The sequence below is a fragment of the Curtobacterium sp. NPDC088465 genome (genome assembly GCF_044753165.1).
GTDB lineage: Bacteria > Actinomycetota > Actinomycetes > Actinomycetales > Microbacteriaceae > Curtobacterium.
Map to the genome: position 1 here is coordinate 191,968 of NZ_JBIVMR010000003.1, position 24,426 is coordinate 216,393.

The 24,426-nt window shown below is 71.3% G+C and carries 20 protein-coding genes; 11 read left to right on the top strand and 9 right to left on the bottom strand.

The window, feature by feature from the left end:
• Positions 1 to 40: 40 nt before the first annotated feature.
• On the bottom strand, positions 41 to 1,069 hold the full coding sequence (locus ACIP6W_RS12655) for a LacI family DNA-binding transcriptional regulator (protein ID WP_400429901.1): 1,029 nt from the start codon (positions 1,067 to 1,069) through the stop codon (positions 41 to 43).
• Positions 1,070 to 1,257: 188 nt separating this feature from the next.
• Between ACIP6W_RS12655 and ACIP6W_RS12660 the strand changes: the two genes are divergently transcribed.
• The 4 genes from ACIP6W_RS12660 to ACIP6W_RS12675 all read left to right on the top strand — a co-directional run bounded on the left by ACIP6W_RS12660 (position 1,258) and on the right by ACIP6W_RS12675 (position 6,509).
• On the top strand, positions 1,258 to 2,193 hold the full coding sequence (locus tag ACIP6W_RS12660; RefSeq protein ID WP_066655681.1) for a carbohydrate ABC transporter permease: 936 nt from the start codon (positions 1,258 to 1,260) through the stop codon (positions 2,191 to 2,193).
• Positions 2,190 to 3,173, top strand: a complete 984-nt coding sequence (locus ACIP6W_RS12665; protein WP_066655680.1) for a carbohydrate ABC transporter permease — start codon at positions 2,190 to 2,192, stop codon at positions 3,171 to 3,173. Before ACIP6W_RS12660 ends, ACIP6W_RS12665 begins: the two co-directional genes overlap by 4 nt.
• Before the next feature lie 102 nt (positions 3,174 to 3,275).
• A complete protein-coding gene (locus ACIP6W_RS12670; RefSeq protein WP_251154530.1) occupies positions 3,276 to 4,607 on the top strand; it encodes a sugar ABC transporter substrate-binding protein in 1,332 nt (443 codons plus the stop codon).
• A gap of 75 nt (positions 4,608 to 4,682) precedes the next feature.
• Positions 4,683 to 6,509: a beta-galactosidase family protein gene (locus tag ACIP6W_RS12675; RefSeq protein ID WP_400429903.1), complete on the top strand. Its 1,827-nt coding sequence runs from the start codon at positions 4,683 to 4,685 to the stop codon at positions 6,507 to 6,509.
• 9 nt (positions 6,510 to 6,518) lie between these two features.
• On the opposite strand, the gene ACIP6W_RS12680 is transcribed toward ACIP6W_RS12675, so the two are convergent.
• Complete coding sequence (locus ACIP6W_RS12680) at positions 6,519 to 6,848, bottom strand: biopolymer transporter Tol (RefSeq protein ID WP_400429905.1); 330 nt, start codon at positions 6,846 to 6,848, stop codon at positions 6,519 to 6,521.
• A gap of 45 nt (positions 6,849 to 6,893) precedes the next feature.
• On the opposite strand from ACIP6W_RS12680, the gene ACIP6W_RS12685 reads away from it, so the two are divergent.
• Positions 6,894 to 7,967, top strand: coding sequence for a spore photoproduct lyase family protein (locus ACIP6W_RS12685; RefSeq protein ID WP_066655668.1), 1,074 nt, complete (start codon positions 6,894 to 6,896; stop codon positions 7,965 to 7,967).
• A gap of 65 nt (positions 7,968 to 8,032) precedes the next feature.
• Here the strand turns inward: ACIP6W_RS12685 and ACIP6W_RS12690 are convergent, their stop codons facing one another.
• The 3 genes from ACIP6W_RS12690 to ACIP6W_RS12700 form a co-directional block, all read right to left on the bottom strand.
• On the bottom strand, positions 8,033 to 8,209 hold the full coding sequence (locus ACIP6W_RS12690) for a CsbD family protein (protein ID WP_126891475.1): 177 nt from the start codon (positions 8,207 to 8,209) through the stop codon (positions 8,033 to 8,035).
• A gap of 130 nt (positions 8,210 to 8,339) precedes the next feature.
• Positions 8,340 to 9,434 carry an SDR family oxidoreductase gene (locus ACIP6W_RS12695; RefSeq protein WP_251161026.1) on the bottom strand — a complete coding sequence of 365 codons (1,095 nt, stop codon included), beginning with the start codon at positions 9,432 to 9,434 and terminating at the stop codon, positions 8,340 to 8,342.
• A 35-nt stretch (positions 9,435 to 9,469) separates the two neighbouring features.
• Positions 9,470 to 9,868: a DUF3253 domain-containing protein gene (locus ACIP6W_RS12700; protein WP_400429908.1), complete on the bottom strand. Its 399-nt coding sequence runs from the start codon at positions 9,866 to 9,868 to the stop codon at positions 9,470 to 9,472.
• A 124-nt stretch (positions 9,869 to 9,992) separates the two neighbouring features.
• On the opposite strand from ACIP6W_RS12700, the gene ACIP6W_RS12705 reads away from it, so the two are divergent.
• Positions 9,993 to 11,273 carry an alpha-amylase family glycosyl hydrolase gene (locus tag ACIP6W_RS12705; RefSeq protein WP_066658547.1) on the top strand — a complete coding sequence of 427 codons (1,281 nt, stop codon included), beginning with the start codon at positions 9,993 to 9,995 and terminating at the stop codon, positions 11,271 to 11,273.
• Between the two features lie 103 nt (positions 11,274 to 11,376).
• On the opposite strand, the gene mmsB is transcribed toward ACIP6W_RS12705, so the two are convergent.
• The 3 genes from mmsB to chvE form a co-directional block, all read right to left on the bottom strand.
• On the bottom strand, positions 11,377 to 12,558 hold the full coding sequence (mmsB, locus tag ACIP6W_RS12710; RefSeq protein WP_066655663.1) for a multiple monosaccharide ABC transporter permease: 1,182 nt from the start codon (positions 12,556 to 12,558) through the stop codon (positions 11,377 to 11,379).
• Positions 12,545 to 14,095 (bottom strand): multiple monosaccharide ABC transporter ATP-binding protein, encoded by a 1,551-nt coding sequence (mmsA, locus tag ACIP6W_RS12715; protein ID WP_066655660.1) that lies wholly within the window; start codon positions 14,093 to 14,095, stop codon positions 12,545 to 12,547. The genes mmsB and mmsA overlap by 14 nt, the downstream gene beginning before the upstream one ends.
• A gap of 102 nt (positions 14,096 to 14,197) precedes the next feature.
• The gene (gene chvE, locus ACIP6W_RS12720) at positions 14,198 to 15,331 is read right to left on the bottom strand and encodes a multiple monosaccharide ABC transporter substrate-binding protein (protein WP_066655659.1); all 1,134 of its coding nucleotides are present in this window, start codon (positions 15,329 to 15,331) and stop codon (positions 14,198 to 14,200) included.
• A 181-nt stretch (positions 15,332 to 15,512) separates the two neighbouring features.
• On the opposite strand from chvE, the gene ACIP6W_RS12725 reads away from it, so the two are divergent.
• Positions 15,513 to 16,562, top strand: a complete 1,050-nt coding sequence (locus tag ACIP6W_RS12725) for a substrate-binding domain-containing protein (protein ID WP_066655657.1) — start codon at positions 15,513 to 15,515, stop codon at positions 16,560 to 16,562.
• Positions 16,563 to 16,679: 117 nt separating this feature from the next.
• Here ACIP6W_RS12725 and ACIP6W_RS12730 read toward each other — a convergent pair whose 3' ends face one another.
• Complete coding sequence (locus tag ACIP6W_RS12730; protein WP_400429910.1) at positions 16,680 to 18,749, bottom strand: glycoside hydrolase family 127 protein; 2,070 nt, start codon at positions 18,747 to 18,749, stop codon at positions 16,680 to 16,682.
• Positions 18,750 to 18,899: 150 nt separating this feature from the next.
• Here ACIP6W_RS12730 and ACIP6W_RS12735 point away from each other — a divergent pair, with 150 nt between their 5' ends.
• The 4 genes from ACIP6W_RS12735 (at position 18,900) to araA (ending at position 24,420) form a co-directional block, all read left to right on the top strand.
• Positions 18,900 to 19,904: a LacI family DNA-binding transcriptional regulator gene (locus ACIP6W_RS12735; protein ID WP_400429912.1), complete on the top strand. Its 1,005-nt coding sequence runs from the start codon at positions 18,900 to 18,902 to the stop codon at positions 19,902 to 19,904.
• Between the two features lie 507 nt (positions 19,905 to 20,411).
• Positions 20,412 to 22,190: a xylulokinase gene (locus ACIP6W_RS12740; RefSeq protein WP_400429914.1), complete on the top strand. Its 1,779-nt coding sequence runs from the start codon at positions 20,412 to 20,414 to the stop codon at positions 22,188 to 22,190.
• A complete protein-coding gene (locus tag ACIP6W_RS12745) occupies positions 22,187 to 22,897 on the top strand; it encodes an L-ribulose-5-phosphate 4-epimerase (protein WP_066655643.1) in 711 nt (236 codons plus the stop codon). The genes ACIP6W_RS12740 and ACIP6W_RS12745 overlap by 4 nt, the downstream gene beginning before the upstream one ends.
• Positions 22,894 to 24,420, top strand: a complete 1,527-nt coding sequence (araA, locus tag ACIP6W_RS12750; protein ID WP_400429916.1) for an L-arabinose isomerase — start codon at positions 22,894 to 22,896, stop codon at positions 24,418 to 24,420. The genes ACIP6W_RS12745 and araA overlap by 4 nt, the downstream gene beginning before the upstream one ends.
• The last annotated feature ends 6 nt before the right edge of the window (positions 24,421 to 24,426 follow it).

A 24,426-nucleotide genomic window follows, 5' to 3' on the forward strand; every position in this document is an offset into this window, starting at 1 on the left:
GTGGGAGTGCGCGGGCGAGCGCCTGACCCGACGCGGGCGCCTAGGCCCGCGGCGGCGGTGCCGTGCTCGCTCGTTCGACCAGGCGCACCGGCACGAGGTCGGTCGACGTGCGGACGGGGGTGCCCTCGATCTGCGCCAGCAGCGTCGCGACCGCCCGCCGCCCGACCTCGTCGAAGGACTGGTGCACGGTGGTCAACGGCGGCCAGAACGACTCCGACTCGGGGAAGTCGTCGAAGCCGACCACGCTGAGGCTCTCCGGCACCGATCGACCGGCCTCGTGCGCCGCCCGGAGGACCCCGAGCGCGGTCTGGTCGTTCACCGCGAAGACGGCGGTGATATCGGGCCGCGCCGCGATCTCCTGCCCGGCGCGGTGCCCGTCGGCCGTCGACCACCCTGCGGGGAGGACCCGGGGGACGCTGCGGCCCGCGTGCTCGAGCGTCTCGCGCCACGCGACGAGGCGGCGTTCCGCGGAGTACGAGGCGGTGGGTCCGGCGACGTGCCAGACGGTCTCGTGCCCGAGGTCGAGCAGGTGCTGCGTGGCGAGCCGTGCGCCCTCGGCCTGGTCGATGTCGATGGAGGGCCGGTCGGTCGTGCCCGCGGAGTCGACGACCACGAGCGGGACACCGCTCGGCAGCACGACCTCGGCGGTGTCGATGATGTGCGACTCGATGACGATCACGACGCCGTCGACCGCCTGCTCGTGCAGCCGGGAGAGCGCGGTGCGGACGCCCTCGCCGGTGCGCGACGCCATGGGCAGCAGGGTGATGGTGAAGTCCGCGGCGGCCGCAGCGGCCGAGATGGCCTCGAGCGTGCGCATGTTGCCGAACGACGCGAGCGTGAACATGATCACGCCGATGGTCCGGAAGCGCCCGGACCGCAGCGCACGAGCCGCACGGTTCGGCCGGTAGCCGAGGTCGTCCATGGCGCGCTGGACCCGGTCCCGGGTGTCCGGGCTGACGTTGTCGAAGCCACGGGCGACGCGCGACACGGTCTGCATCGAGACGCCGGCGGCGTCGGCCACGGCGGCCAGCGACGGCGCACGGCGCGGTGCGGTCAGATCGGTCGACAACGCTGTTCCCTCCGTTCGACTTCCCCGAACGCTAGTGCATGTTGACGTTGCCATGCTACGGTGACGTTGTTCGATGTTGACGTCAACATCGACGTCCTCCGGATCCGTGCCAGCGCAGGCAGGGCACGACCCGTGGGCACCGTCGGGTGCCCGGTCCGGAACCCGAACGCAGCAGACAAGGGAGTCACATGAGCACGCTCGCAGCGCGCCCGGCCGAGGCGGCACCGCCGGCGCGGCCGACCGCTCGCCGCCCGAAGGTCCGGGGGCGGTACACCGGCTGGCTGTTCGTCGGCCCCTTCGTCGTCGTCCTCGTGGCGATGCTCATCGTGCCGATCGGCTACGCGCTCTGGCTCAGCCTGTTCCGCGACCAGCTCATCGGCGGCAACCAGTTCGTGTGGTTCGCCAACTACGTGCAGCTGTTCCAGGACGCCCAGTTCTGGGAGGGCCTCGGTCGCGTGGCACTCTTCCTGGTCGTGCAGGTCCCGATCATGCTCGGCCTCGCGCTCGTGGCGGCCCTCGCGCTCGACAGCGCACGGCTCTGGGGCACCGGGTTCTTCCGCATCGCCGTGTTCCTGCCGTACGCCGTGCCCGGCGTGGTCGCCGCCCTCATCTGGGGCTTCATCTACGGCAATCAGTTCGGCCTCACGGGCGCCGCGAACAGCGCGCTCGGCATCGACCTGCTCCAGCCGTTCAGCCCGACCTGGGTCCTCACGTCGATCGGCAACGTGGTCACGTGGGAGTTCCTCGGCTACAACATGCTGATCTTCTACGCCGCCCTGCGCGTCGTGCCCGGTGAGCTCTACGAGGCTGCCGAGCTCGACGGCGCCGGCCCGCTGCGCACCGTCTTCTCGATCAAGCTGCCCGCCCTGCGCGGCCCGATGGTCATCGCGACGATCTTCTCTATCATCGGCAGCTTCCAGCTCTTCAACGAGCCGAACCTGCTGAAGACGCTCGCGCCGAACGTCATCGGCAGCGCCTTCACCCCGAACATGTACGCCTACTCGCTGTCCTTCAGCGGCCAGCAGTTCAACTACTCCGCCACCGTCGCCATCGTCATGGGTGTCATCACCGCCGTGATCGCCTACGTCGTCCAGGTCCGCGGAACCCGCCAGGAGAACCGATGAGCACCCTGCAGCAGCCCGCCGCCGGCGCGACCAGCCCGGCCACGGTCACCGAGGCGACCACCACCCAGCGCGACCCGGGGGACCGGGCGACCCGCGCCTCCCGGTCGCGCCGCGCCGGCAAGCCGGTCGACGGACGCAAGGTGAAGCGCTCCGGTCTCCTGACCGCCGTGATGGTCGTCTTCGTCGTCTACTCGTTCGCACCGCTGTTCTACCTGCTGGTGAACAGCACCAAGACCCAGGCGTCCCTGCTGTCGACGTTCGGCCTGTGGTTCGGCGGCGACTTCAACCTCTGGCAGAACATCGTCGACACCCTCACCTACAACGACGGCATCTTCCTGCAGTGGCTCGGCAACACGCTGCTGTACGTGGTCGTCGGTGCCGGTGGCGCCACCCTGCTCGCCACGGTCGCCGGCTACGGCATGGCGAAGTTCCAGTTCCCCGGCCGTCGCGCGGTCTTCGCCGTCGTCCTCGGGGCGATCGCCGTCCCCGGCACCGCCCTCGCCGTCCCGACCTTCCTGCTCTTCTCGCAGTTCGGCCTGACGAACACCCCCTGGGCGATCATCCTGCCGTCGCTCATCAGCCCGTTCGGGATGTACCTCATCTGGACCTACGCGATCGACGCGATCCCGACCGAGCTCATCGAGGCCGCCCGCATGGACGGCGCCGGCGAGTTCCGGATCTTCTTCACCATCGCGCTGAAGCTCCTCACGCCCGGTGTCGTCACCGTCCTGCTCTTCGCGGTCGTCGCCACCTGGAACAACTACTTCCTGCCGCTCATCATGCTGAGCGACCCGAAGTGGTACCCGCTCACGGTCGGCCTCAACCAGTGGAACGCCCAGGCCACCGGCTCCGGCGCGCAGCCGATCTACAACCTCGTCGTCACCGGATCGCTCCTCACGATCATCCCGATCGTGGTCGCGTTCCTCTTCCTCCAGCGCTTCTGGCAGTCCGGCCTCGCGGCCGGTTCCGTCAAGGCCTGACCCTCCGGACGGGAGGCGCGCCGGCAGCCCGCCACGCGCCTCCCGACCGGGACACAGCAGCACCACCCCAGCCCCAGATCACGAAGAAGTGGAAGGCAACCCATGAACAAGCGTCTCCGGCGCGGGCTCAGCGCCCTCGCCATCGGCGTCACCGCCGCCATCGCGATGACCGCCTGCGCCTCCGGCAGCTCCGCCGGCGGCTCGGCGGACGACATCGACAAGGCCCTCAAGGACGGCGGCACGCTGACCTACTGGTCCTGGACCCCCTCGGCCAAGGACCAGGTCGCCGCGTTCGAGAAGCAGTACCCGAAGGTCAAGGTCAAGCTGGTCAACGCCGGCACCGGAGCCGACCAGTACACGAAGCTGCAGAACACGATCAAGGCCGGCTCGGGTGCTCCCGACGTCGCGCAGGTCGAGTACTACGCGCTGCCGCAGTTCGCCCTGTCCGACTCGCTCGTCGACCTGTCGTCGTACGGCTTCGGCGACCTCGAGAGCAAGTTCTCGAAGGGCACCTGGAGCAACGTCGCCATGGACGGCAAGGTCTACGGCCTGCCCCAGGACTCCGGCCCCATGGCGCTGTTCTACAACAAGAAGGTCTTCGACGAGTACGGCATCGAGGTGCCGAAGACGTGGGACGAGTACATCGCCGCCGGCAAGAAGCTGCACGAGGCGGACTCGTCGAAGTACATCGCGGCGGACTCCGGCGACGCCGGCTTCACCACGAGCATGATCGCCCAGGCCGGTGGCACCCCGTTCACGACCGACGGCGACAAGATCACCATCGACCTGCACGACGCCGGCACGCAGAAGTGGGCGAAGACCTGGGACCAGCTCGTCGAGCAGGGCCTGCTGTCGAAGACCACCGGCTGGACCGACGACTGGTACAAGCAGCTCGGCAACGGCCAGATCGCCACGATGGTCACCGGCGCCTGGATGCCCGGCAACCTGATGGCCAGCGTGCCGGACGCAAAGGGTGACTGGCGCGTCGCCCCGATGCCGACCTACGACGGCGGCCAGGCCCAGACCGCCAGCAACGGCGGCAGCTCGCAGGTCGTCATGAAGCAGTCGAAGAACCCGGCCCTCGCCGCCGGCTTCCTGAAGTGGCTGAACTCGTCGGAGGAGTCCACGAAGGTCTTCATGCAGTCCGGCGGCTTCCCGTCGACGACCGCTGACCTGAACTCGAGCTCGTTCCTGGACGAGAAGCCGGAGTACTTCGGTGGCCAGGAGATCAACAAGGTCCTCGTCGACGCCTCGAAGTCCTCGGCGAACGACTTCACCTACCTGCCGTACCAGGTCTACGCGAACAGCGTCTACGCCGACACCGTCGGGCAGTCCTACCAGAACGGCACTTCGCTCGAGGGCGGTCTGGAGGCCTGGCAGAAGGCACTCGTGAAGTACGGCAAGGACCAGGGCTTCACGGTCGAGAGCAAGTAACACCCGCGTTCCCCACACCCCGGGGCCGTGCGGACACCACGTCCGCACGGCCCCGTCGTACGAGAGAGACACACCATGCGCTTCGCCATCGGCGACTCCGACTTCCTGCTCGACGGCGAGCCGCACCGGGTCCTGTCCGGCGCGATCCACTACTTCCGCGTGCACCCGGACCTCTGGCAGGACCGGATCCGCAAGGCGAAGCTGATGGGCCTCAACACCATCGAGACCTACGTCGCCTGGAACGCCCACGCGCCGCGTCCCGGTGTGTTCGACCTGACCGGCGGCCTCGACCTGGGCCGGTTCCTCGACCTGGTCGCCGCCGAGGGCATGCACGCCATCGTCCGCCCCGGGCCCTACATCTGCGCCGAGTGGTCGAACGGCGGCCTGCCCTACTGGCTCTTCGCCGACGGCACCGGCGGCGTCCGGCGGAACGAGCCGGGCTTCCTCGCCGCCGTGCAGGAGTACCTCGAGCACCTCGCGCCGGTGCTCGTTCCGCGCCAGATCGACCAGGGCGGCCCGATCGTGCTCGTGCAGGTCGAGAACGAGTACGGCGCCTACGGCTCGGACGCGTCCTACCTGCGGGCGCTCGAGGAGATGCACCGGGCCATCGGTCTGACCGTCCCGTTCACGAGCGTCGACCAGCCGATGGACTCGATGCTCGAGGACGGCTCGCTGCCCTCGCTGCACAAGACCGGCTCCTTCGGGTCCCGCTCCACGGAGCGTCTCGCGCGCCTCCGCCAGGCGCAGCCGACCGGCCCGCTCATGTGCTCGGAGTTCTGGGACGGCTGGTTCGACAGCTGGGGCGAGCACCACCACACCACCCCGGCGTCCGCGTCGGCGTCGGACCTCGACGACCTGCTCGCCGCCGGCGGCTCCGTCAACATCTACATGTTCCACGGCGGCTCGAACTTCGGCTTCACCAACGGCGCGAACGACAAGGGCGTGTACCGGCCGATCGCGACGTCGTACGACTACGACGCCCCGCTCGACGAGGCCGGTCGTCCGACGGCGAAGTTCCACGCGTTCCGCGCGGTCATCGAGCGCTACGCACCCGTCCCGCCGCTGCCCGAGTCGATGCGGGAGGGTGGGTCGGGCCGCCTTGGATCGTATGATCGTTCGAGCGGCCGGGAGCCGCGGGTCACCCCCGCCACGGACCTCGCGGTCCGCCTGGACCGCGTCGCGTCGCTCCGCTCCCTGCTGCCCACGCTCACCGACTGGTCGACGCACGACGAGCCGCCGACCTTCGACGCCCTCGGCGCCGCGAGCGGCTTCGTGCTGTACCGCACCGAGGTCGACCTGCCGGACGGCGGCGTCCTGACCGTCGGCACCGAGGTCCGCGACCGTGCGGTCGTCTCGGTGGACGGGGTCGTCGTCGGCGTCCTCGAGCGCGAGCACCACGACCGGGCGATCGCGCTCCCGCCGGTCACCGGCACGCTCGAGCTCCTCGTCGAGGACCAGGGGCGCGTCGACTACGGCCCCCGCATCGGCGAGCCGAAGGGCCTGATCGGCGGCGTGGCCGTCGACGGTGTGCCGCTCGCCCGGTGGTCGGCGTCACCGCTCGCGCTCGACCCGATCGCACCGGCGGCCGTCGACCAGCTCGCGGCGCTGGTACCCACCGACGGTGACGTGCTGGCCGGGCCCGTGCTCGCCGCCGGGTCGTTCGACCTGACGTCCACCGAGGACCGCTACCTGTCGCTCGACGGCTTCCGCAAGGGTGTCGCCTGGGTGAACGGGTTCTGCCTCGGGCGGTACTGGTCGCGCGGGCCGCAGCAGACGCTGGCCGTGCCGGGGCCGGTGCTCCGTGCCGGTCGGAACGAGGTCGTCGTGTTCGAGCTGCACGCCTCGGCGTCCCGCACGGTCTGCATGCTGCTCGAGCCCGACCTGGGACACACCGAGGCGTAGCGGGCAGGGTCAGGCGTCGAGGGCGTCGAGGGCGTCGAGGGCGTCGAGGGCGTCGAGGTCGGCCAGGGCGCGCTCGGCGTCGGCGATCCGGTCGGCTTCGGGGCGGGTCCACCACTCGGGGCCGCGCTCGCCGAGCCCGTGCTTCGCCAGGCCGTTCCGGTGCCGGGCGGCGGCGAGGGCGTCCTCGTCGCCGGCGCGCTTCGCCTGCCGCACGGCGTTGCGCCCGCGGCCGAGGTGCGAGCGCAGTGCCGCGGCGACCTCCTCGGGCAACGCGGGGTCGGTGCGACGCCACCGGCGGCCGTCCACGACGAAGAAGTGGTCGTCGGGCTCGGCGGTCATGCTCCCGAGTCTGCACCGTCGGTGGTCGGCGGTAGACAGGTGTCGATGACGGAACCACGCGTGCGACCCATGCTCGACGTCAAGCGGATCTACGCCGAGGATGCTGCCCTCGAGCTCCCGCGCGGGCAGGAGGTCCTCGGGCGCTGGCCGGACGCCGAGATCGTGCCGGTCGCCTCGCACTGGAACATCCCCGAGGTCCACGGCGACGAGCGCAACGTGCAGCGCTGGGTGCGGATCAAGACCGAGGCGCTCGTGCTCGGCGTGAAGAAGTCGCTCGTCACCCGACCGAACGGGCGCTCCGCCGACTTCATCGCCCCGTCGACGGCGAACGGGTGCGCGATGGCGTGCGCCTACTGCTACGTGCCGCGGCGCAAGGGGTACTCGAACCCGGTGACGGTGTTCGCGAACATCGAGCAGATCACGAAGCACGTGGCGCGCAACATCGCGAAGCAGGGGCCGAAGACCGAGCCGAACCAGTGCGACCCGGACGCCTGGGTCTACGACATCGGCGAGAACAGCGACTGCTCGGTCGACGCGCTGATCAGCGACAATGTGCGCGACCTCTGCGACCTCTTCCGGATGACGCCCACCGCGAAGGCGTCCTTCGCGACGAAGTACGTCAACCGCGAGCTGCTCGACTGGGACCCGATGGGCCGCACGCGCATCCGGTTCTCGCTCATGCCGCACGAGACCGCGAAGGTCACCGACATCCGCACGAGCCCGATCGCCGAGCGGATCGCCGCGGTGAACGACTTCGTGGACGCCGGGTACGAGGTGCACCTCAACTTCTCGCCCGTGATCCTGACGCCGACGTGGGAGTCGGACTGGGCCGAGCTGCTGCGCCAGGTCGACGACGTGCTGTCTCCCGCGGCCAAGGCGCAGCTCGCGGCCGAGGTGATCTTCCTGACGCACAACCAGCCCCTGCACGAGGTCAACCTCGGGTGGCACCCGAAGGCCGAGGACCTGCTCTGGCGTCCCGACCTGCAGGAGCAGAAGGTGTCGCAGAACGGTGCGGTCAACGTGCGCTACCGGTCAGGCATGAAGGGGCAGCTCGTCGAGCGGTTCCGTGAGCTGGTGGCGGAACACCTGCCGTCCTGCCGCATCCGGTACGCCTTCTAGGCACCTCGCCCCGGAACGACGAACGCCCGCACCGCTCGAGCGGTACGGGCGTCAGAGCGCGAGGCTCACTTGCCGTCGAACGCGTCCTTGGCCTTCTCCTTGTCGAGGCGACCCTCGCCCATGACCTGGTCCTTCTGGCCCTGGTGCGTGAGCTCGGCGTCGTCGGTCTTCTTGCCGACGGCCTCCTCGACCTTGCCGGCGACCTTCTGGGTGACGTCCTTGGCCTTGTCTCCGAGCGACATGGTGTCTTCCTTCCTCCGGGAACCGCCGAGGGCTCCCGGCGTCTGTGGAACCGAGACAACCAGGGCGTCGGCGCCGACTCGCGGCCCGGTCGGAGGTTCGTGTACCCCGACCGGGTCGGCCGGGGTACGCCTACGGGACGAGCCGCTCGGCGCGGTAGCGGTCGAACAGGTCGGTGAAGGCCCGCTCGGTCCGGCGGAAGGCGGTGAAGCCCGCCTCGCGGCTCTTGCCCATGTCGGTCACGACCTCCATCGCCCGGCCGAGGTCGGCGTCGGTGTGCCACCACGAGGCCAGCCGGGTGATGTCCGACTCGACCAGTCCGTACCGCTCGGCGATGCCGGCCCATGCACCCTCGTGCGGAGCCATCTGTTCCTCGAGCGGTCGAGGACGGTCCTGGTAGCCGACGACCCGATCCGGGTCGACGCCGAGGTGTGCGGCGAGACGCGGCCACATCCACCGCCACCGGAACACGTCACCGTTCACGACGTTGAACGGCTCGTCCGCACCCTCGGGGCTGGTGGCTGCCCAGACCATGTGCTCGGCGAGGATGCCGGCGTCGGTCATGTCGGTCAGCCCGTTCCACTGCGCCTCGCTGCCCGGGAACACGAAGTCCAGGCCGAGCTCCTTCGCGAGGGTGGCCTGCACGGCGATGGTCAGGCCCATGTTCATGGCGTTGCCGACGGCGTACCCGATGACGGTGTGCGAGCGGTGCACCGACCACGTGAACCCCTGGCGCTCGGCTGCGGCGAAGAGCTCGTCCTCCTGCGCGTAGTAGAAGTTCGGGGTGTCGAGCCGCGGCTCCTCCTCGTGGAAGGGCGTGTCCGGCATCTCGCCCGCCGCGTACGCCTCGAACGGGCCGAGGTAGTGCTTCAGCCCGGTCACCAGGGCGACGTGGGCGAGCGGCGCGTGGGACAGCGCGGCGAGCAGGTCGCGGACCATGCCGCCGTTCACGCGGATGTTCTCGGCCTCGGTCTCCTGGCGCTGCCACGCGGTGAAGAACACGTGCGTGGGCCGCTCGTCGGCGAGGGCCGCCGTCAGCGAGTCCGGGTCGCGGAGGTCGGCGGCGACGGTCCGGACACCGTCGCGCGCGAGCGGGCGGCGCGAGAGTGCGGTCACGTCCCACCCGAGACCGAGCAGGTGGTCGACGAGGGCGGAGCCGGTGATGCCGCTGGCACCCACGACGAGGGCTTCGGGGCGGGCGGGGGTCGGTTCTGTGGTGGTCGTCATCGTCGGGTGCAACGCGCGCCGACGACAGGTGTTCCCTACCGGGGGCGTCGGATCCGGATCGGACCCTTCGCCGTGGACGGGTCGACCACGCTGCCGTGCTGGGTGATCTCGACCTCACCCCGTGCGACCATGCGACGTGCTGCCCGTCGGGCGGGCTCCATCAGGGGTCGCCAGTCGTCGGGCGCGAGGGACCGCGCGACCTCGGACGGGCAGATGCTCGACGTCCGTGCACGGGCGGCGAGCAGCTCGTCGATCCGCTGCTCCAGGGCACGGTCGGTGGCGTCGACGCCGTGCTTCCGGCACGCAGCCGAGCACCACTTCGCGTCGGGGGAGGCGGACGACGGCATCCGCCGACCGCACGACGCGCAGGTCCGTTCCGCGTGCGCCTCCTGCGATGCCGAGGCGTCCGCAGCGGTCCTGATCGCTCGTCCCATGCGCACCATCCTGGTCCTGCGGTCCGACACGACCCACAGCACAGGCTCGGCTGGCACGATCGGACCGGTGGAGCCCGAACCGAACGTCCCCCGCCCGCACGGATCCGCCTGGGTCGAGCACGCGATGTGGTGGCACGTCTACCCGCTCGGCGCGGTCGGCGCCGAGGTCCGTCCGACGACGCCAGTCGACGACCGTCCGGTCGAGCACCGGCTCCAGCGGCTCGTGCCCTGGCTCGACCACGTCGTCGCCCTCGGGCTGAACGGCCTGCTGCTCGGGCCGGTCTTCGCGAGCTCGACGCACGGGTACGACACCGTCGACCACTTCCGGGTCGACCCCCGACTCGGCGACGAGGCCGACCTCGTCGCGCTGGTCGGGGCCGCCCACGAGCGCGGTGTCCGGGTCGTGCTCGACGGCGTGTTCAACCACGTCGGGCGCGAGCACCCCGCCTTCCGTGCGCTCGAGGAACAGGGCCCGGACGCCCCGACCGCGGAGCTCTTCGCGGTCGAACGGTCCGGTTGGCAGGCAGGGGACCCCGTGCCGGTCCGCGACTTCGAGGGGCACGACATCCTCGTCGCGCTCGACCACGAGGGCCGCGCCGCCGAGGACCTGGTGGTCGAGGTGATGACCTACTGGCTCGCCCGCGGGGTCGACGGTTGGCGGCTCGACGCCGCGTACGCCGTGCCGCCGTCGTTCTGGGCACGGGTGCTGCCGCGGGTGCGCGAGCAGTACCCCGACGCCTGGTTCAGCGGCGAGGTCATCCACGGTGACGCAGCTGCGATCGTCGCGGCGTCGACGATGGACTCCACCACGCAGTACGAGCTGTGGCAGGCGGTCTGGCACGGGATCGCCGACCGGAACTGCTTCGAGCTGGCACACGCCGTGGAGCGGCACGATGCCCTGCTCGCGACGTTCGTCCCCACCACGTTCGTCGGCAACCACGACGTGACGCGGATCGCGAGCGCGGTGGGGGAGCGGTTCGCCGGGCACGCCGCCGCGGTGCTGTTCACCGTGGCCGGCACCCCCGTGGTCTACGCGGGGGACGAGTACGGCTGGACCGGGGTCAAGGAGGAACGCGAGGGTGGCGACGACGCCGTCCGTCCGGAGCTGCCCGCGATGCCGCCCGAGCCGGACGACCTGACCCACGCGCACGAGGCCCTCGTCGCCCTGCGTCGGCGGAACCCCTGGCTGCACCGGGCGCACACCGACGTCGTCCACCTGACCAACACGGCCGTGGTCCTGCGCACCGCGACGGCCGACGCCGCGGTGGTGACCGCCCTGAACCTGGCCGACGACCCGGTGGAGGTGCCCGCGGCCGACGCGACACGGGTCGAGGCGGGCGGGGGCGACCTGCGGGACGGCACCCTGCGCCTCCCGGCCGCCGCCTGGGCCGTCCTGACCGCCTGACGCTTCCGCGTACAGAACGAGGCTCGGGCCGGCGGACGGTTCCGCGGTCCCACGACCACGGAACTGTCCGCCGACCCGAGCCTCGGCGAAGGGGGATCGACCGCTACTTGCGGGCGGACGCCGCCCGGCGCTTGTTGAACACGTCGAACGCGACGGCGGCGAGCAGCACCAGGCCCTTGATGAGGGACTGGAACTCGGTGCCGACACCGAGGATCGACATGCCGTTGTTCAGGATGCCGATGATGAGACCACCGACGATCGCACCCGGCACCGTGCCGATGCCGCCGGTGACGGCGGCGCCACCGATGAACACGGCCGCGATGGCGTCGAGCTCGAAGCCGTTGCCGGCACCCGGGGCGGCCAGGTTGAGCTGGCCCGTGAAGACCACGCCCGCCAGGGCCGCGATGACGCCCATGTTCACGAAGAGCAGGAACGTGACGCGCTTGGTCTTGACGCCGGACAGCTGCGCGGCGAGGGCGTTGCCACCGATCGCGTACACGTGGCGACCGAACACCGAGCTGCGCATGACGACCGAGTAGACGACCACGAGCAGACCGAGGACGACGAGCACGATCGGGGTGCCGTTGTAGCTGGCGAGGAGCAGCGCCACGTAGATCACGAGCGCGGCGCCGAAGGCCGTCTTCACGATGAACCAGGCGAACGGCTCGCTCTCGAGCTGGTACTTGCGACGCGTGATGCGGCCCCGGAAGGCCGAGATCACCATGACGGCGGCGGCCGCGATGCCGAGGATCATCGTGAGCGGCTCGTAGCCCGTGGTGCCGAACGACGGCAGGAAGCCGGAGCCGAGCGAGCGGAAGCCCTCCGGGAAGGGCGAGATCTGCTGGTTCTGCAGCACGATCTGGGTGGCGCCGCGGAACGCGAGCATGCCGGCGAGCGTCACGATGAACGCCGGGATGCCGAAGTACGCGATCCAGAAGCCCTGCCAGGCACCGACGAGGGCGCCGACGACCAGGCAGAGGAGCGCCGCGACCGGCCAGGGGAGGCCCCACTGGGTGATCATGACGCCCGCCATCGCACCGCTGAAGGCGACGACCGACCCGACGGACAGGTCGATGTGGCCGGCGATGATCACCATGACCATGCCGATCGCCAGGATCAGGATGTAGCTGTTCTGGACGATGATGTTCGAGACGTTGATCGGGGCCAGCGTGATGCCGTTCGTCGCCACCTGGAAGAAGATGACGATGACGATCAGCGCGATGAACAGGCCGATCTGTCGGAGCTGCCCGGTGAGGTAGCCGGCGGCGGACTTAAGCGCGTTCATTGACTGGGGTCTCCCGTTCCTGGGTCATGTACTGCATGAGGACCTCTGGCGTGGCCTCGGAGCGGGGCACGTCAGCGGTGATCGTGCCCTCGGAGAGTGTGTAGATGCGGTCGCAGATCCCGAGCAGCTCGGGCAGCTCGGACGAGATCACGATGACGCCCTTGCCCTGGTCGGCCAGGTCGTTGATGAGCGTGTAGATCTCGTACTTCGCGCCGACGTCGATGCCGCGGGTCGGTTCGTCGAGGATGAGCACGTCCGGGTCGGCGTACATCCACTTCGACAGGACGACCTTCTGCTGGTTGCCGCCGGAGAGCTTGCCCGTCACGGCGTCGACGTTCGGCGCCTTGATGTTCATGCTCTTCAGGAAGCCGCCGGCGACGGTGGTCTCCTTCGAGGCGTTCACGAAACCCCAGTCGGCGAGCTTGCCCAGTGCCGAGCCGGAGATGTTCCGCTTGATGTCGTCGATGAGGTTGAGGCCGTACCGCTTGCGGTCCTCGGTGGCGTAGGCGATGCCGTTGTCGATCGCCCGGGTCACCGTGTTCGTCTTGATCGGCACCCCGCGCTTGTAGACGGTGCCGGAGATGCCGGTGCCGTACGAGTGCCCGAAGACGCTCATCGCGAGCTCGGTGCGGCCGGCGCCCATGAGGCCGGCGATGCCGACGACCTCGCCCGCGCGGACGTTCAGGTTCACCTGGTGGATGATCTCGCGGGAGCCGTCGAGCGGGTGGTGGACGGTCCAGTCCTCGATGCGCAGGAGCTCCTCGCCGATCTTCGGCTCGCGCTCCGGGTAGCGGCTGGACAGGTCGCGACCGACCATGCCGCGGATGATCCGGTCCTCGGAGACGTCGTCGGCGTGCATGTCGAGCGTCTCGATGGTCTTGCCGTCGCGGATGATCGTGACCTTGTCCGCGATCGCCTTGATCTCGTTGAGCTTGTGGCTGATGATGATCGCCGTCATGCCCTCGGCCTGCAGTGAGCGGATGAGCTCGAGCAGGTGCTCCGAGTCGTCGTCGTTCAGCGCGGCGGTCGGCTCGTCGAGGATGAGGAGCCGGACCTCCTTCGAGAGCGCCTTCGCGATCTCGACGAGCTGCTGCTTGCCGACACCGATGTCCGTGACCTTGGTGACCGGGTTGTCCCTGAGTCCGACGCGCTTGAGCAGCGCCGCCGCCTCGAGGTTCGTCTGGTTCCAGTCGATGAGCCCGCCCTTGACGCGCTCGTTGCCGAGGAAGATGTTCTCGGCGATCGACAGGAACGGGCTGAGGGCGAGCTCCTGGTGGATGATCACCACGCCCGCCTTCTCGGAGCCGTTGATGTCACCGAACTGCACCGGCTTGCCGTCGAGCAGGATCTCGCCGTCGAAGGAGCCGTGCGGGTAGACGCCCGACAGCACCTTCATCAGGGTCGACTTGCCGGCGCCGTTCTCGCCGCAGATCGCGTGGACCTGACCGCGCTCGACCTCGATCGAGACGCCCTGGAGCGCCTTCACACCGGGGAAGGTCTTGGTGATGTCCCGCATCTCGAGGATGGTGTCCGCCATGTGGACCGCCTTTCCGTCGTCCGCGCCTGGGCGCGGGTGGAGACGGACTGGAGGCGCGGTGCGGGGGTGCACCGCGCCTCCAGTCCTGTGGATGGTTGCGTCCTACTTGAGGTCGGCTTCGGTGTAGTACCCGCTGTCGACGAGGACCTCCTTGTAGTTGGCCTTCGTCACCACCGTGGGCTGGAACAGGTAGGTCGGGACGACCTTGACCTTGTTGTCGTAGCTCTTGGTGTCGTTGACCTCGGGGGTCTTGCCGGAGAGCAGGTCCTCGGCCATCGTCACGGACTGCTTCGCGAGCTTGCGGGTGTCCTTGTAGATGGTGGAGTACTGCTGGCCCGCGATGATCGACTTGACCGAGGCGGCCTCGGCGTCCTGGCCGGTCACGATCGGCAGCGGACGGTCACCCGAGCCGTAGCCGGCGCCCTGGAGGGCCGAGATGATGCCGATCGACATGCCGTCGTAGGGCGAGAGCACGCCGTCGAGCTTCGTGCCGCCGGAGTACGTCGACGCGACGAGGTTCTGCATGCGGGCCTTGGCGGTCGCCGGGTCCCACTGCTGCGTGGCGGCCTGCGAGAGCTGGTCCTGGCCGGAGCCGATCTTCAGCGTGCCGTCCTCGAGGTACGGCTTGAGGGTGTCCATCGCGCCGTTGAAGAAGAACCCGGCGTTGTTGTCGTCGAGCGAGCCGGCGAAGACCTCGATGTTGAAGGGGCCCTTCTTGCCGGTCTTCTCGCCCTTGTCGTCCAGCACGCCGAGCCCCGTGAGGAGCGAGGTGGCCTGGTCGACGCCGACCTTGTAGTTGTCGAACGACACGTAGTAGTCGACGTTCTTGTTGCCGGTGAGCAGGCGGTCGTACGAGATGACCTTGATGCCGGCCTTGGCGGCGGCGTCGAGCTGGTCGGAGAGTGCACCACCGTCGATCGACGCGATGATCAGGACCTTCGCGCCCTTGGTGATCATGTTGCTGACCTGCTGGGCCTGCTGCTGGACCTTGTTGTCGCCGTACTCGAGGTCGACCTTGTAGCCGGCCTTCTCGAGGTCGCTCTTGACGGCGTTGCCGTCCTTGATCCACCGCTCGGAGACCTTGGTCGGCATCGCGACGCCGACGAGGGCGCCCTTGTTGCCGTCCGCGGTGTCGCCGCCGCCCTCGGTGGACGCACGGCCGCCGGCCGAGCATGCTGCCAGGGAGAACGCGATGCCGAGGGCCGCGACCCCCGCGATGATCCTGCGCTTCATCATCGAAGTACCTCTGTTCCTCTCGCGTCGTCCTCGACGCGCTCGGGTGCTGGGGCTGCTGTGCCCCGTGGGATGTGCTCGTGTGAGCGCTCACATACTGAGGGTTCCGTACCGGGGTGTCAACTCGTCGTGACCGTTCCGAGATGTTGTTGCGCCGAGCGGACCGGACGCTACGCTCGGCCACGTGACGACAACGACCGCGCTCGGGGGTCCCGGCGGCAGACGCCGGAAGGCCCCGACGATCTTCGACGTCGCCGAGCGCGCCGGGGTCTCCCACCAGACCGTCTCCCGCGTGATCAACGGCGATCCGACCGTCCGCGACGCCTACCGGTCGCAGGTCACCGACGCCGTCGCCGAGCTCGGCTACCGGCCGCGTGCCGCCGCCCGCGCCCTCGCCGGCGGACGCAGTCGCGCGCTCGGCATCATCACCGCGGGCGACGCGCTGTACGGACCGTCGAGCACCGCGGTCGGCTTCGAGCGTGCCGCGCGGTCGGCCGGGTACCACGTGCTGCTCTCGACGCTGCCGGACGACCCGCGCCCCGTGGACCTGTCCGGGGCGCTCACCACGCTGCTCGCGCAGGACGTCGCCGCGATCGTGCTGGTCGCCGCCGACAACCGCGTGCTCGACGCGCTCGCGTCGCTGACGATCCCGGTCACCGTGCCGGTCGTCGTCGCGAACGCCGTGCAGCGCGACGCCGTCCGGACCCCGGCGGCACGCAGTGTCGCCGCCGTCGCGATCGACCAGGCCGCGGGCACCACCCTCGTGATGGAGCACCTGTTCGCCCGGGGGCACCGCCGGGTCGTGCACATCGCCGGGCCCGCGGTGTCCCAGGAGTCCGAGGTCCGCCGGGAGACCTACGGGCGGATCATGCGCGACGCCGGACTCGAACCGGTCGTGCTCGACGGCGACTGGACCCCGGCGAGCGGCTTCGCGGCGGCGCGGACGATCGACGTGCACGCGGTCGACGCGGTCTTCGCCGGCAACGACCAGATGGCGCTCGGGGTGCTGCACGCCTTCGCCGACGAGGGACTCCGCGTGCCGGACGACATCGCCGTGGTGGGGTTCGACGACATCCCCGAGGCCGCGCACTTCACCCCGCCGCTCACCACCGTGCGCCAGGACTTCATGGCGATGGGGCAGCGGGTGCTCGAGGCGGTCCGGGCCGTCGTCGAGGGGGAGCCCCTCGACGAGACGCTGCTGCTGCCCGAGCTCGTGGTGCGGCGCTCCGCCTGAGCGGCGGCGCCGGTCGTCCCGGTCGCACGACGTGCCGCCAGCGGTCGTCCCGGTCGCACGACGTGCCGTCCGTCGCGCGGACGGACGGCACGTCGTGCGACCTGGGCGGTGCCGCGCTCAGTGGGCGAGCGGCAGCCAGACGCGCATCGGTGCGGGGCCGCGGTTCGCCCAGGCGTAGTACGGCACGGCGGTCGCGGTGACGGCCTGGAGGCCGGTGGTCGCGTCGGCGGGACCGGCCGTGGTCGCGGAGCCGGCCGCGTCGGTGACGGGGGTCGCCCCGGCGGGACCGGCCGCGGTCGCGGAGCCGGCCGCTTCGGTCACGGGGGTGGCGTCGGCGGGGTGCGTCGCGCCTCCCGTCCGCTCCAGCCGTCGGTACGGCCACGCCGCCTGCTCGTGCCGCGCCGGAGCGTGCCCGGCGACGCGCAGCGTGACGACGCCGTCGAGCAGGTCGTCGCGGCGCTCCTCGGTTACCGGCGCGCTCGCGTCGACCGTCAGGTCGTCGACCGTGAAGCCCTGCTGGTCCGCCTGCTCGACGGCGTAGACGAGCGGCCCGCGCTCGATCGCCACCTGGCCCCGTGCCGCGTCGATGCGGGGATCCGCCACGTAGCGGTGCGGCGTCGTGTCGAAGGCGAGCTCGACGGTGTCACCGGCCGTCCACGCGCGCTCGACCACGTGCAGGGTGCCGGGCTCCGGGGTCGCGGTGCCGTCGGGGGTGGTCACGGTGGTGGTGTCCGACCACGCCGGGATGCGGAGTCCGAGCGCCAGGGGGCCGTCCTCGGTCACCGTGACGACCACGCGGCCGTCGTGCGGGTAGCCGGTCGCGACGCGGACGGGGCCGAGGTCGGCGTCCGCGTACTGGTGGACCTGCAGGCCGCCGTCGGTCGCCGTCGCCAGGTACCCGTCGAGGCTCGCGAACGTGCGCATGATGTTCGGCGGGCAGCAGGCGCAGTCGAACCAGCCGCGACGTCCGTGGGCGGGGGAGCGGTTCTCGTCCTGGTGCGCGCCGTCGCGGTGCTGCAGCGGGTTGACGTAGAAGTACTCGGTGCCGGCGAGGCTCACGCCGGGCAGGAACGCGTTGTAGAGCAGGCGCTCGATCGCATCGGCGTACACGGGCTTCCCCGTCGCGAGCAGCAGCCGCCACGCCCACTGGATGCCGCCGATGGCCGCGCACGTCTCGGCGTAGCCGCGGTCCGTCGGGAGCTCGTACGGGTCGCCGAACGCCTCCCAGTCCCAGCGGGCGCCGAGGCCGCCGGTGATGAACGCCTTCGTGGCCGTCATGTCCGCGAACTGGCGCTCGCTCGCCGTGAGGAGCTCGGTGTCGCCGGTCTCGATCGCGACGTCCACGGCACCGGCGGCCAGGTAGACGGCGCGGACGGCGTGGCCCTCGACGGTGGTGGCCTCGCGGACGGGGACCCGGTCGGAGAAGTACGTCGGCTCGCCGCCGGCGCGCTCGATGATGCCGCGCCCGCGGGCGTCGACGAACCAGTGCGCCAGGTCGAGGTAGGCGCGGGTGCCGGTCTCGCGGTACAGCTCGACGAGCCCCATCTCGACGACGGGGTGGCCGTCGACGTCCTGGGTGCGGTCGTCACCCGGGCCGAACGTCCGGACGAGGTGGTCGGCGTTCCGCACGGCCACCTCGAGCAGGCCGGTGTCACCCGTGGCGCGGTGCTGCGCGACCGCGGCCTGGTACAGGTGCCCGGCGCAGTACATCTCGTGGCTCCACTTCAGGTCGACGTACCGCTCGCCCCCGCCCCGGACCTGCTGCACCGAGTCGAGGTAGCCGTCCTCCGCCTGCGCCCTGGCGTAGAGCGCCGTCACCTCGCGCTGCAGCTCGAGCAGGTCGTCGGCCGGGGCCCGGCCGTACTCCCACGCAACGGCCTCGAGCCACTTCGTCACGTCGGAGTCCATGAAGATCGGCCCGACCGCCTCTCCCTGCTCGTCGCCCGCGGCGATGCGCAGGTTCCGGAAGTTCCCTGCGTCGCGGAGGCGCTCGTACCCGCTGCGGACGGCGTCGCGACCGTTGCGGTCCTGTCGCAGCGCCCAGAAGCCCCCGGTGATGCGCGCATCGCCGGTGGGGAGCGGGCGGGACGCCAGGTGCGCACCTGCGGTCGGGAGGACCGGGGTCGCGGTCCGCGCCCCGCGTCCCGTCGCGGGGGTGGCCGTCGGGGTTCCGGTCGTGGTGGTCATGGCGCCTCCTTGCGTCTGACTGGCGGCCGTCCGTACGGAAAGCGCTTTCCGGGACGACCGTACGACAGGTGGTGCGGCAGCACAAGAGCGCAGTCGCCTAGGATCAGCGCGGGCTCGGTCGTCCGGGCCCCCGCCGGAAAGGACGTTGCCGTGGCCACGGACCGCAGAGCCCGACTCGCTCGCATCAGCGACGTCGCAGCGCTCGCCGGGGTGTCCATCGGGACGGCGTCGAAGGCGCTGAACGACACCGGGCAGCTGCGCGACGAGACCCGGGCGCGGGTGAAGGACGCGGCGGAGAAGCTCGGGTTCGTCGGCGACGCACGTGCCCGTGCGCTGTCCTCCGGCCGGACGTGGACGGTCGGCATGGTGACGACCGACTCGTTCGGACGGTTCACGATGCCGGTGCTGCTCGGGGCCGAGGACGCCCTGTCCGCCGGCGAGGTGATGGTCCTGGTCGCCGACACCCGCGACGACCACGTGCGCGAGGCCCACTACCTCCGGTCGCTCGTCGCCCGCGGCGTCGACGGCATCATCGTCACCGGCCGCTCCGCCGATGCCCGGCCGCCGATCGAGGTGCCGGTCCCGGTGCCCGTCGTCTACGCGCTGACCCCGTCCACCGACCCCGCGGACGTCTCGATCACGCTCGACGACCCCGCCGGCGCTGCTGCTGCGGCGGCGCACCTGGTCGGACTCGGGCGGCAGCGGGTCGCCGTCGTCACGGGCCCGCAGGACGCGCGGTCGGCGGTCGACCGGGCGCGCGGGGCTGCCCCGGTGCTCGGTGACCGGATGGTGGGCGCTCCGATGCACGGGGAGTGGTCCGAGCGCTGGGGGCGGCAGGCCGTCGACCTGCTCGACCGGGAGCCGTCCGCGGTGGACGCGGTGCTGTGCGGGAACGACCAGATCGCCCGTGGCGTGTGCGACCGACTGCGGGAGACCGGGCGGTCGGTGCCGGGGGACGTCGCGGTGACCGGGTACGACGACTGGGACGTGGTGGCGCTCGCGTCGCGGCCTCCGCTGACCACCGTCGACATGCGGCTCGACGAGCTCGGTCGCATCGCGGGCCGGGCGCTGCTCGAGCTCGTGTCCGGCGGGAGTCCGGTCTCGACGGCCGTCACCCCGTCGCTCGTCGTCCGCGAGAGCACCCTCGGCGCGTAGTCCGGCGGCCGGGCGCCGGGCGCCGGGCGCCGGGCGCCGGGCGCCGGGCGCCGGGCGCCGGGCGGCGGGCGGGGGTGCCCGGCTGCGCGAGCGGGCACGACCTGCCACGGGGTTGCCGCCGAGCGGGCACGACCTGCCGCGGGGTTGCCGCCGAGCGGGCGAGATGTGTCGGCGAGGGGGGCCGAGGGTGACAGATCGTGCCCGCTCGGTGGGGCTCGGCACGGCTCGGTGGGGCTCGGTACGGCTCGGTGGAGAGAGCAGCCTCGCTGCGCGAGCGGGCACGACCTGCCGCGGGGGTGCCGCCGAGCGGGCGAGTTGTGTCGGCGCGGGATGCCGAGCGTGACAGATCGTGCCCGCTCGGCGCTGGGAGCAGCGGGAGGAGCGGGCGGGAGCGGGCGGGAGCCCGGCGCGCGCGAGCAGGGCGGCGCGCCGATGCGTTGCAGGCGTGAGCGCTCACGTGCCAGGATGTGAGCGCTCACGCAGGACGACGAGGTCTCGGGAGGACACATGAGCGACGACCGCCGGCAGCAGGTCGAGGACGGCCGCACGACACTCGGCATCGAGCTCGGCTCCACCCGGATCAAGGCCGTGCTCGTCGACGAGCAGCTCCGACCGATCGCGAGCGGCTCCCACGAGTGGGAGAACGAGTACGTCGACGGGCGGTGGACCTACCCGCTGGTCGCCGTCGAGACCGGTGTCCGCGCGGCCTACGCCGACCTGGTCGCCGACGTCGAGCGGCAGTTCGGCGTCCGCCCGACGGCGTTCCGCGCGGCGGGCGTCTCGGCGATGATGCACGGCTACCTGGCGTTCGACGAGGACGGCGAGCTCCTCGTCCCGTTCCGCACCTGGCGCAACACCTCGACCGGTCCGGCCGCCGAGCAGCTGAGCGCCGCGCTCGACTTCAACGTCCCGCAGCGCTGGTCGGTCGCGCACCTGTACCAGGCCGTGCTCGACGACGAGTCGCACGTCGCCCAGCTGGCCGGCGTCACGACGCTCGCCGGGTACGTGCACCGCATGCTCACGGGCCGCGACGTCCTCGGCGTCGGCGACGCGAGCGGCATGTTCCCGATCGAGTCCGGCCCGGTCGAGAGCGCCCCGGGGGAGCCCGGTCGCCGCGACTACGACGCGTCGATGCTCGCCGCCACGCAGGACCTGCTCGGCGACCGCGTCCCGGACCTCCGCGCCCTGCTCCCCGAGGTGCTCGTCGCGGGTGAGGACGCGGGCGCGCTCACCCCCGAGGGAGCCACGTGGCTCGACCCCACCGGCACGCTGCAGCCCGGCGTCCCGTTCTGCCCGCCCGAGGGCGACGCCGGCACGGGCATGGTGGCCACGAACGCCGTCGCCCCGCGCACCGGCAACGTCAGCGTCGGCACGAGCATCTTCGCGATGGTCGTGCTCGAGCGGGCGCTCCGGACCCCGCACGAGGAGCTCGACGTCGTCACGACCCCGGCCGGTGACGCGGTCGCGATGGTGCACTGCAACAACGGTGCGAGCGAGATCGCCGCCTGGGCCCGTGTCTTCGGCCGGTTCGCCGAGGCCACGAGCGAACGGACCGGCAGCGCGTCGGTCCCCGTCGACGACGTCTACGCCACCCTGCTGGCCGAGGCCGCCGACGCGGACCCGGACGCCGGCGGGCTGCTCTCCTTCAACTACCTGGCCGGCGAGCCGGTCACGCACGTCGAGGACGGCCGACCGCTGCTGCTGCGCACCCCCGGCGCCCGCTTCACGCTCGGCAACCTCGTCCGCTCCGAGGTGCACGGTGCCTTCGCGACCCTCGCGATCGGCATGGACGTCCTGCACGGCGAGGAGGTCGCCGTCGACCGGATGACCGCGCACGGCGGCCTCTTCCGCACGCCGGGTGCCCCGCAGCGCCTGCTCGCCGCAGCGCTCCGCGTGCCGGTCGCCCTCGAGGAGACCGCGGGCGAGGGTGGCGCCTGGGGCATCGCGGTGCTCGCGGCGTACCTGGAGCACACCGACCGCCCGCTGGAGGACTTCCTCGCCGACACGGTGTTCCGCGGCGACGCGGTCCACGTCGCCGAGCCCGAGGACCGCGACGTCGCGGGCTTCCAGGACTACCTGGCCCGCTACCGCACGGCCCTCCCCGTGCAGGACGTCGCCGCCGCGGCGACCCGCACCAGCGTGGCGAGCGACCAGGCCGGACCGACGGACCAGGCCGCACCGACGGACCAGGCCGCACCGACGGGGCAGCCCGCACCGACCGACCAGGGCGAGCCGACCGACGTGGTCGAGGCGCGCCTCCAGACCGAGAAGGAGTCAGCCGCATGACCGGACCGATCACGGACGAGACGAGGGCAGCCGTCGCCGCGGCGCGGGAGCGCGTCGCGTCCCTGCACGGCGAGCTCGTCCGCTACGGCCTCGTCATCTGGACGGGCGGCAACGTCTCCGAGCGCGTGCCGGGCACCGACCTGTTCGTCATCAAGCCGAGCGGGGTCTCCAGCGACGACCTCACCCCGGAGAACCAGGTGGTCTGCACCCTCGACGGGCTGCCCGCCGACGGGTGGGGCAACGCGCACGGCCCGTCGTCCGACACCGCCGCGCACGCCTTCGTCTACCGGAACATGCCCGAGGTGGGCGGCGTCGTGCACACCCACTCGACGTACGCCACGGCATGGGCCGCCCGCGCCGAGGAGATCCCCTGTGTGATCACCGCGATGGCGGACGAGTTCGGCGGTCCGATCCCGGTCGGCCCGTTCGCGATCATCGGCGACGACTCCATCGGCCGCGGCATCGTCGACACCCTCGCCGGTCACCGGAGCCGCGCCGTGCTCATGCAGAACCACGGCGTCTTCACGATCGGCAAGGACGCGAAGGACGCCGTGAAGGCGGCGGTGATGTGCGAGGACGTCGCGCGCACCGTGCACATCGCGAAGCAGGGCGGGGAGCTCGTGCCGATCGCCCCCGACGACATCGATCGACTCTTCGATCGCTACCAGAACGTCTACGGACAGAACCCCGAAGGAGCCATGCGATGACGCAGGTGAACCCCCAGGCCACCCTCGACAGCTACGAGGTCTGGTTCCTCACCGGGTCGCAGGGCCTGTACGGCGAGGAGACCCTGCGCCAGGTCGAGGAGCAGAGCAAGGCCGTGCACGCGGAGCTCGCGGGTGCACTGCCCGTGAAGCTCGTGTGGAAGCCGGTGCTCAAGGACGCCGACGGCATCCGTCGCGCGCTCATCGAGGCGAGCGCCGACGACAAGGTCATCGGTGTGACGACGTGGATGCACACGTTCAGCCCGGCCAAGATGTGGATCGGTGGCCTGCAGGCGCTCACGAAGCCGCTGCTGCACCTGCACACCCAGGCGAACGTCGCGCTGCCGTGGGGCGACATCGACTTCGACTTCATGAACCTCAACCAGGCCGCGCACGGCGACCGCGAGTTCGGCTACGCGCTGGCCCGCCTCGGCGTCCGGCACGCGACCGCCGTCGGGCACGTGTCCGACCCGCGCGTGGTCTCGCGGGTGGAGAACTGGACGCGCGCCGCGGCCGGTGCGGCGGCCGTCCGCGAGCTGAAGCTGACGCGCTTCGGCGACAACATGCGCTACGTCGCCGTCACCGAGGGCGACAAGACCGAGGCGGAGATCGAGCTCGGCGTGCAGGTGAACACCTGGGCCGTGAACGAGCTGGCCGCAGCGGTGGCCGAGGCCGAGGCGGACACGGCAGCGGTCGACGAGCTCGTCGCCGTCTACGAGCGCGACTACGACGTCGACGCGTCGCTGCGGCGCGACGGCGGTGACCGTCACCAGGCGCTCCGCGACGGCGCCGCGATCGAGCTCGGCCTCCGTGCACTCCTGGAGCAGAACGGCTCCGCTGCGTTCACGACGAACTTCGAGGACCTCGGCACGCTCAAGCAGCTGCCCGGCCTCGCGGTGCAGCGGCTCATGGCCGACGGCTACGGCTTCGGCGCCGAGGGCGACTGGAAGACCGCCGTCCTCGTCCGCGCGATGAACGTCGCCGGTGCGGGCCTGCCCGGCGGTGCCTCCCTCATGGAGGACTACACGTACGACCTCACCCCGGGTGCCGAGAAGATCCTCGGCGCGCACATGCTCGAGGTCTCGCCGACGCTCACCACCGCGACGCCGACGCTCGAGATCCACCCGCTCGGCATCGGTGGCAAGGACGACCCGGTGCGCCTGGTCTTCACCGCGGACGCGGGCGAAGCCGTCGTGGTCGCCCTGTCCGACACGCGCGACGGCTTCCGCCTCACCGCGAACGTCGTCGACGTCGTCCCGCCGACCGAGTCGCTGCCGAACCTGCCGGTCGGCCGTGCCGTCTGGGAGCCGCGTCCGTCGTTCCCGGTCGCCGCGGAGGCCTGGCTCACCGCCGGCGCCGCGCACCACACCGTCATGACGACGGCCGTCGGCCTGCAGGTCGTCGAGGACCTCGCGACCATGGTCGGCACCGAGTTCCTGGTCATCGACGAGCACACCACGGCTCGCGGGTTCCGCGACGAGCTCCGCCTGCAGCAGGCGTGGCACCGTCTCGACCGCGGGTTCTAGGACCGT

Bases quoted from the DNA above. Each gene is read 5' to 3' on its own strand.
- chvE (WP_066655659.1), bottom strand. From the start codon at position 15,331: ATGATGAAGCGCAGGATCATCGCGGGGGTCGCGGCCCTCGGCATCGCG.
- mmsB (WP_066655663.1), bottom strand. From the start codon at position 12,558: ATGAACGCGCTTAAGTCCGCCGCCGGCTACCTCACCGGGCAGCTCCGA.
- ACIP6W_RS12740 (WP_400429914.1), top strand. From the start codon at position 20,412: ATGAGCGACGACCGCCGGCAGCAGGTCGAGGACGGCCGCACGACACTC.
- mmsA (WP_066655660.1), bottom strand. From the start codon at position 14,095: ATGGCGGACACCATCCTCGAGATGCGGGACATCACCAAGACCTTCCCC.
- ACIP6W_RS12680 (WP_400429905.1), bottom strand. From the start codon at position 6,848: ATGACCGCCGAGCCCGACGACCACTTCTTCGTCGTGGACGGCCGCCGG.
- ACIP6W_RS12665 (WP_066655680.1), top strand. From the start codon at position 2,190: ATGAGCACCCTGCAGCAGCCCGCCGCCGGCGCGACCAGCCCGGCCACG.
- ACIP6W_RS12730 (WP_400429910.1), bottom strand. From the start codon at position 18,749: ATGACCACCACGACCGGAACCCCGACGGCCACCCCCGCGACGGGACGC.
- ACIP6W_RS12705 (WP_066658547.1), top strand. From the start codon at position 9,993: ATGTGGTGGCACGTCTACCCGCTCGGCGCGGTCGGCGCCGAGGTCCGT.
- ACIP6W_RS12675 (WP_400429903.1), top strand. From the start codon at position 4,683: ATGCGCTTCGCCATCGGCGACTCCGACTTCCTGCTCGACGGCGAGCCG.
- ACIP6W_RS12685 (WP_066655668.1), top strand. From the start codon at position 6,894: ATGACGGAACCACGCGTGCGACCCATGCTCGACGTCAAGCGGATCTAC.
- ACIP6W_RS12745 (WP_066655643.1), top strand. From the start codon at position 22,187: ATGACCGGACCGATCACGGACGAGACGAGGGCAGCCGTCGCCGCGGCG.
- ACIP6W_RS12670 (WP_251154530.1), top strand. From the start codon at position 3,276: ATGAACAAGCGTCTCCGGCGCGGGCTCAGCGCCCTCGCCATCGGCGTC.
- araA (WP_400429916.1), top strand. From the start codon at position 22,894: ATGACGCAGGTGAACCCCCAGGCCACCCTCGACAGCTACGAGGTCTGG.
- ACIP6W_RS12690 (WP_126891475.1), bottom strand. From the start codon at position 8,209: ATGTCGCTCGGAGACAAGGCCAAGGACGTCACCCAGAAGGTCGCCGGC.
- ACIP6W_RS12700 (WP_400429908.1), bottom strand. From the start codon at position 9,868: ATGGGACGAGCGATCAGGACCGCTGCGGACGCCTCGGCATCGCAGGAG.
- ACIP6W_RS12695 (WP_251161026.1), bottom strand. From the start codon at position 9,434: ATGACGACCACCACAGAACCGACCCCCGCCCGCCCCGAAGCCCTCGTC.
- ACIP6W_RS12660 (WP_066655681.1), top strand. From the start codon at position 1,258: ATGAGCACGCTCGCAGCGCGCCCGGCCGAGGCGGCACCGCCGGCGCGG.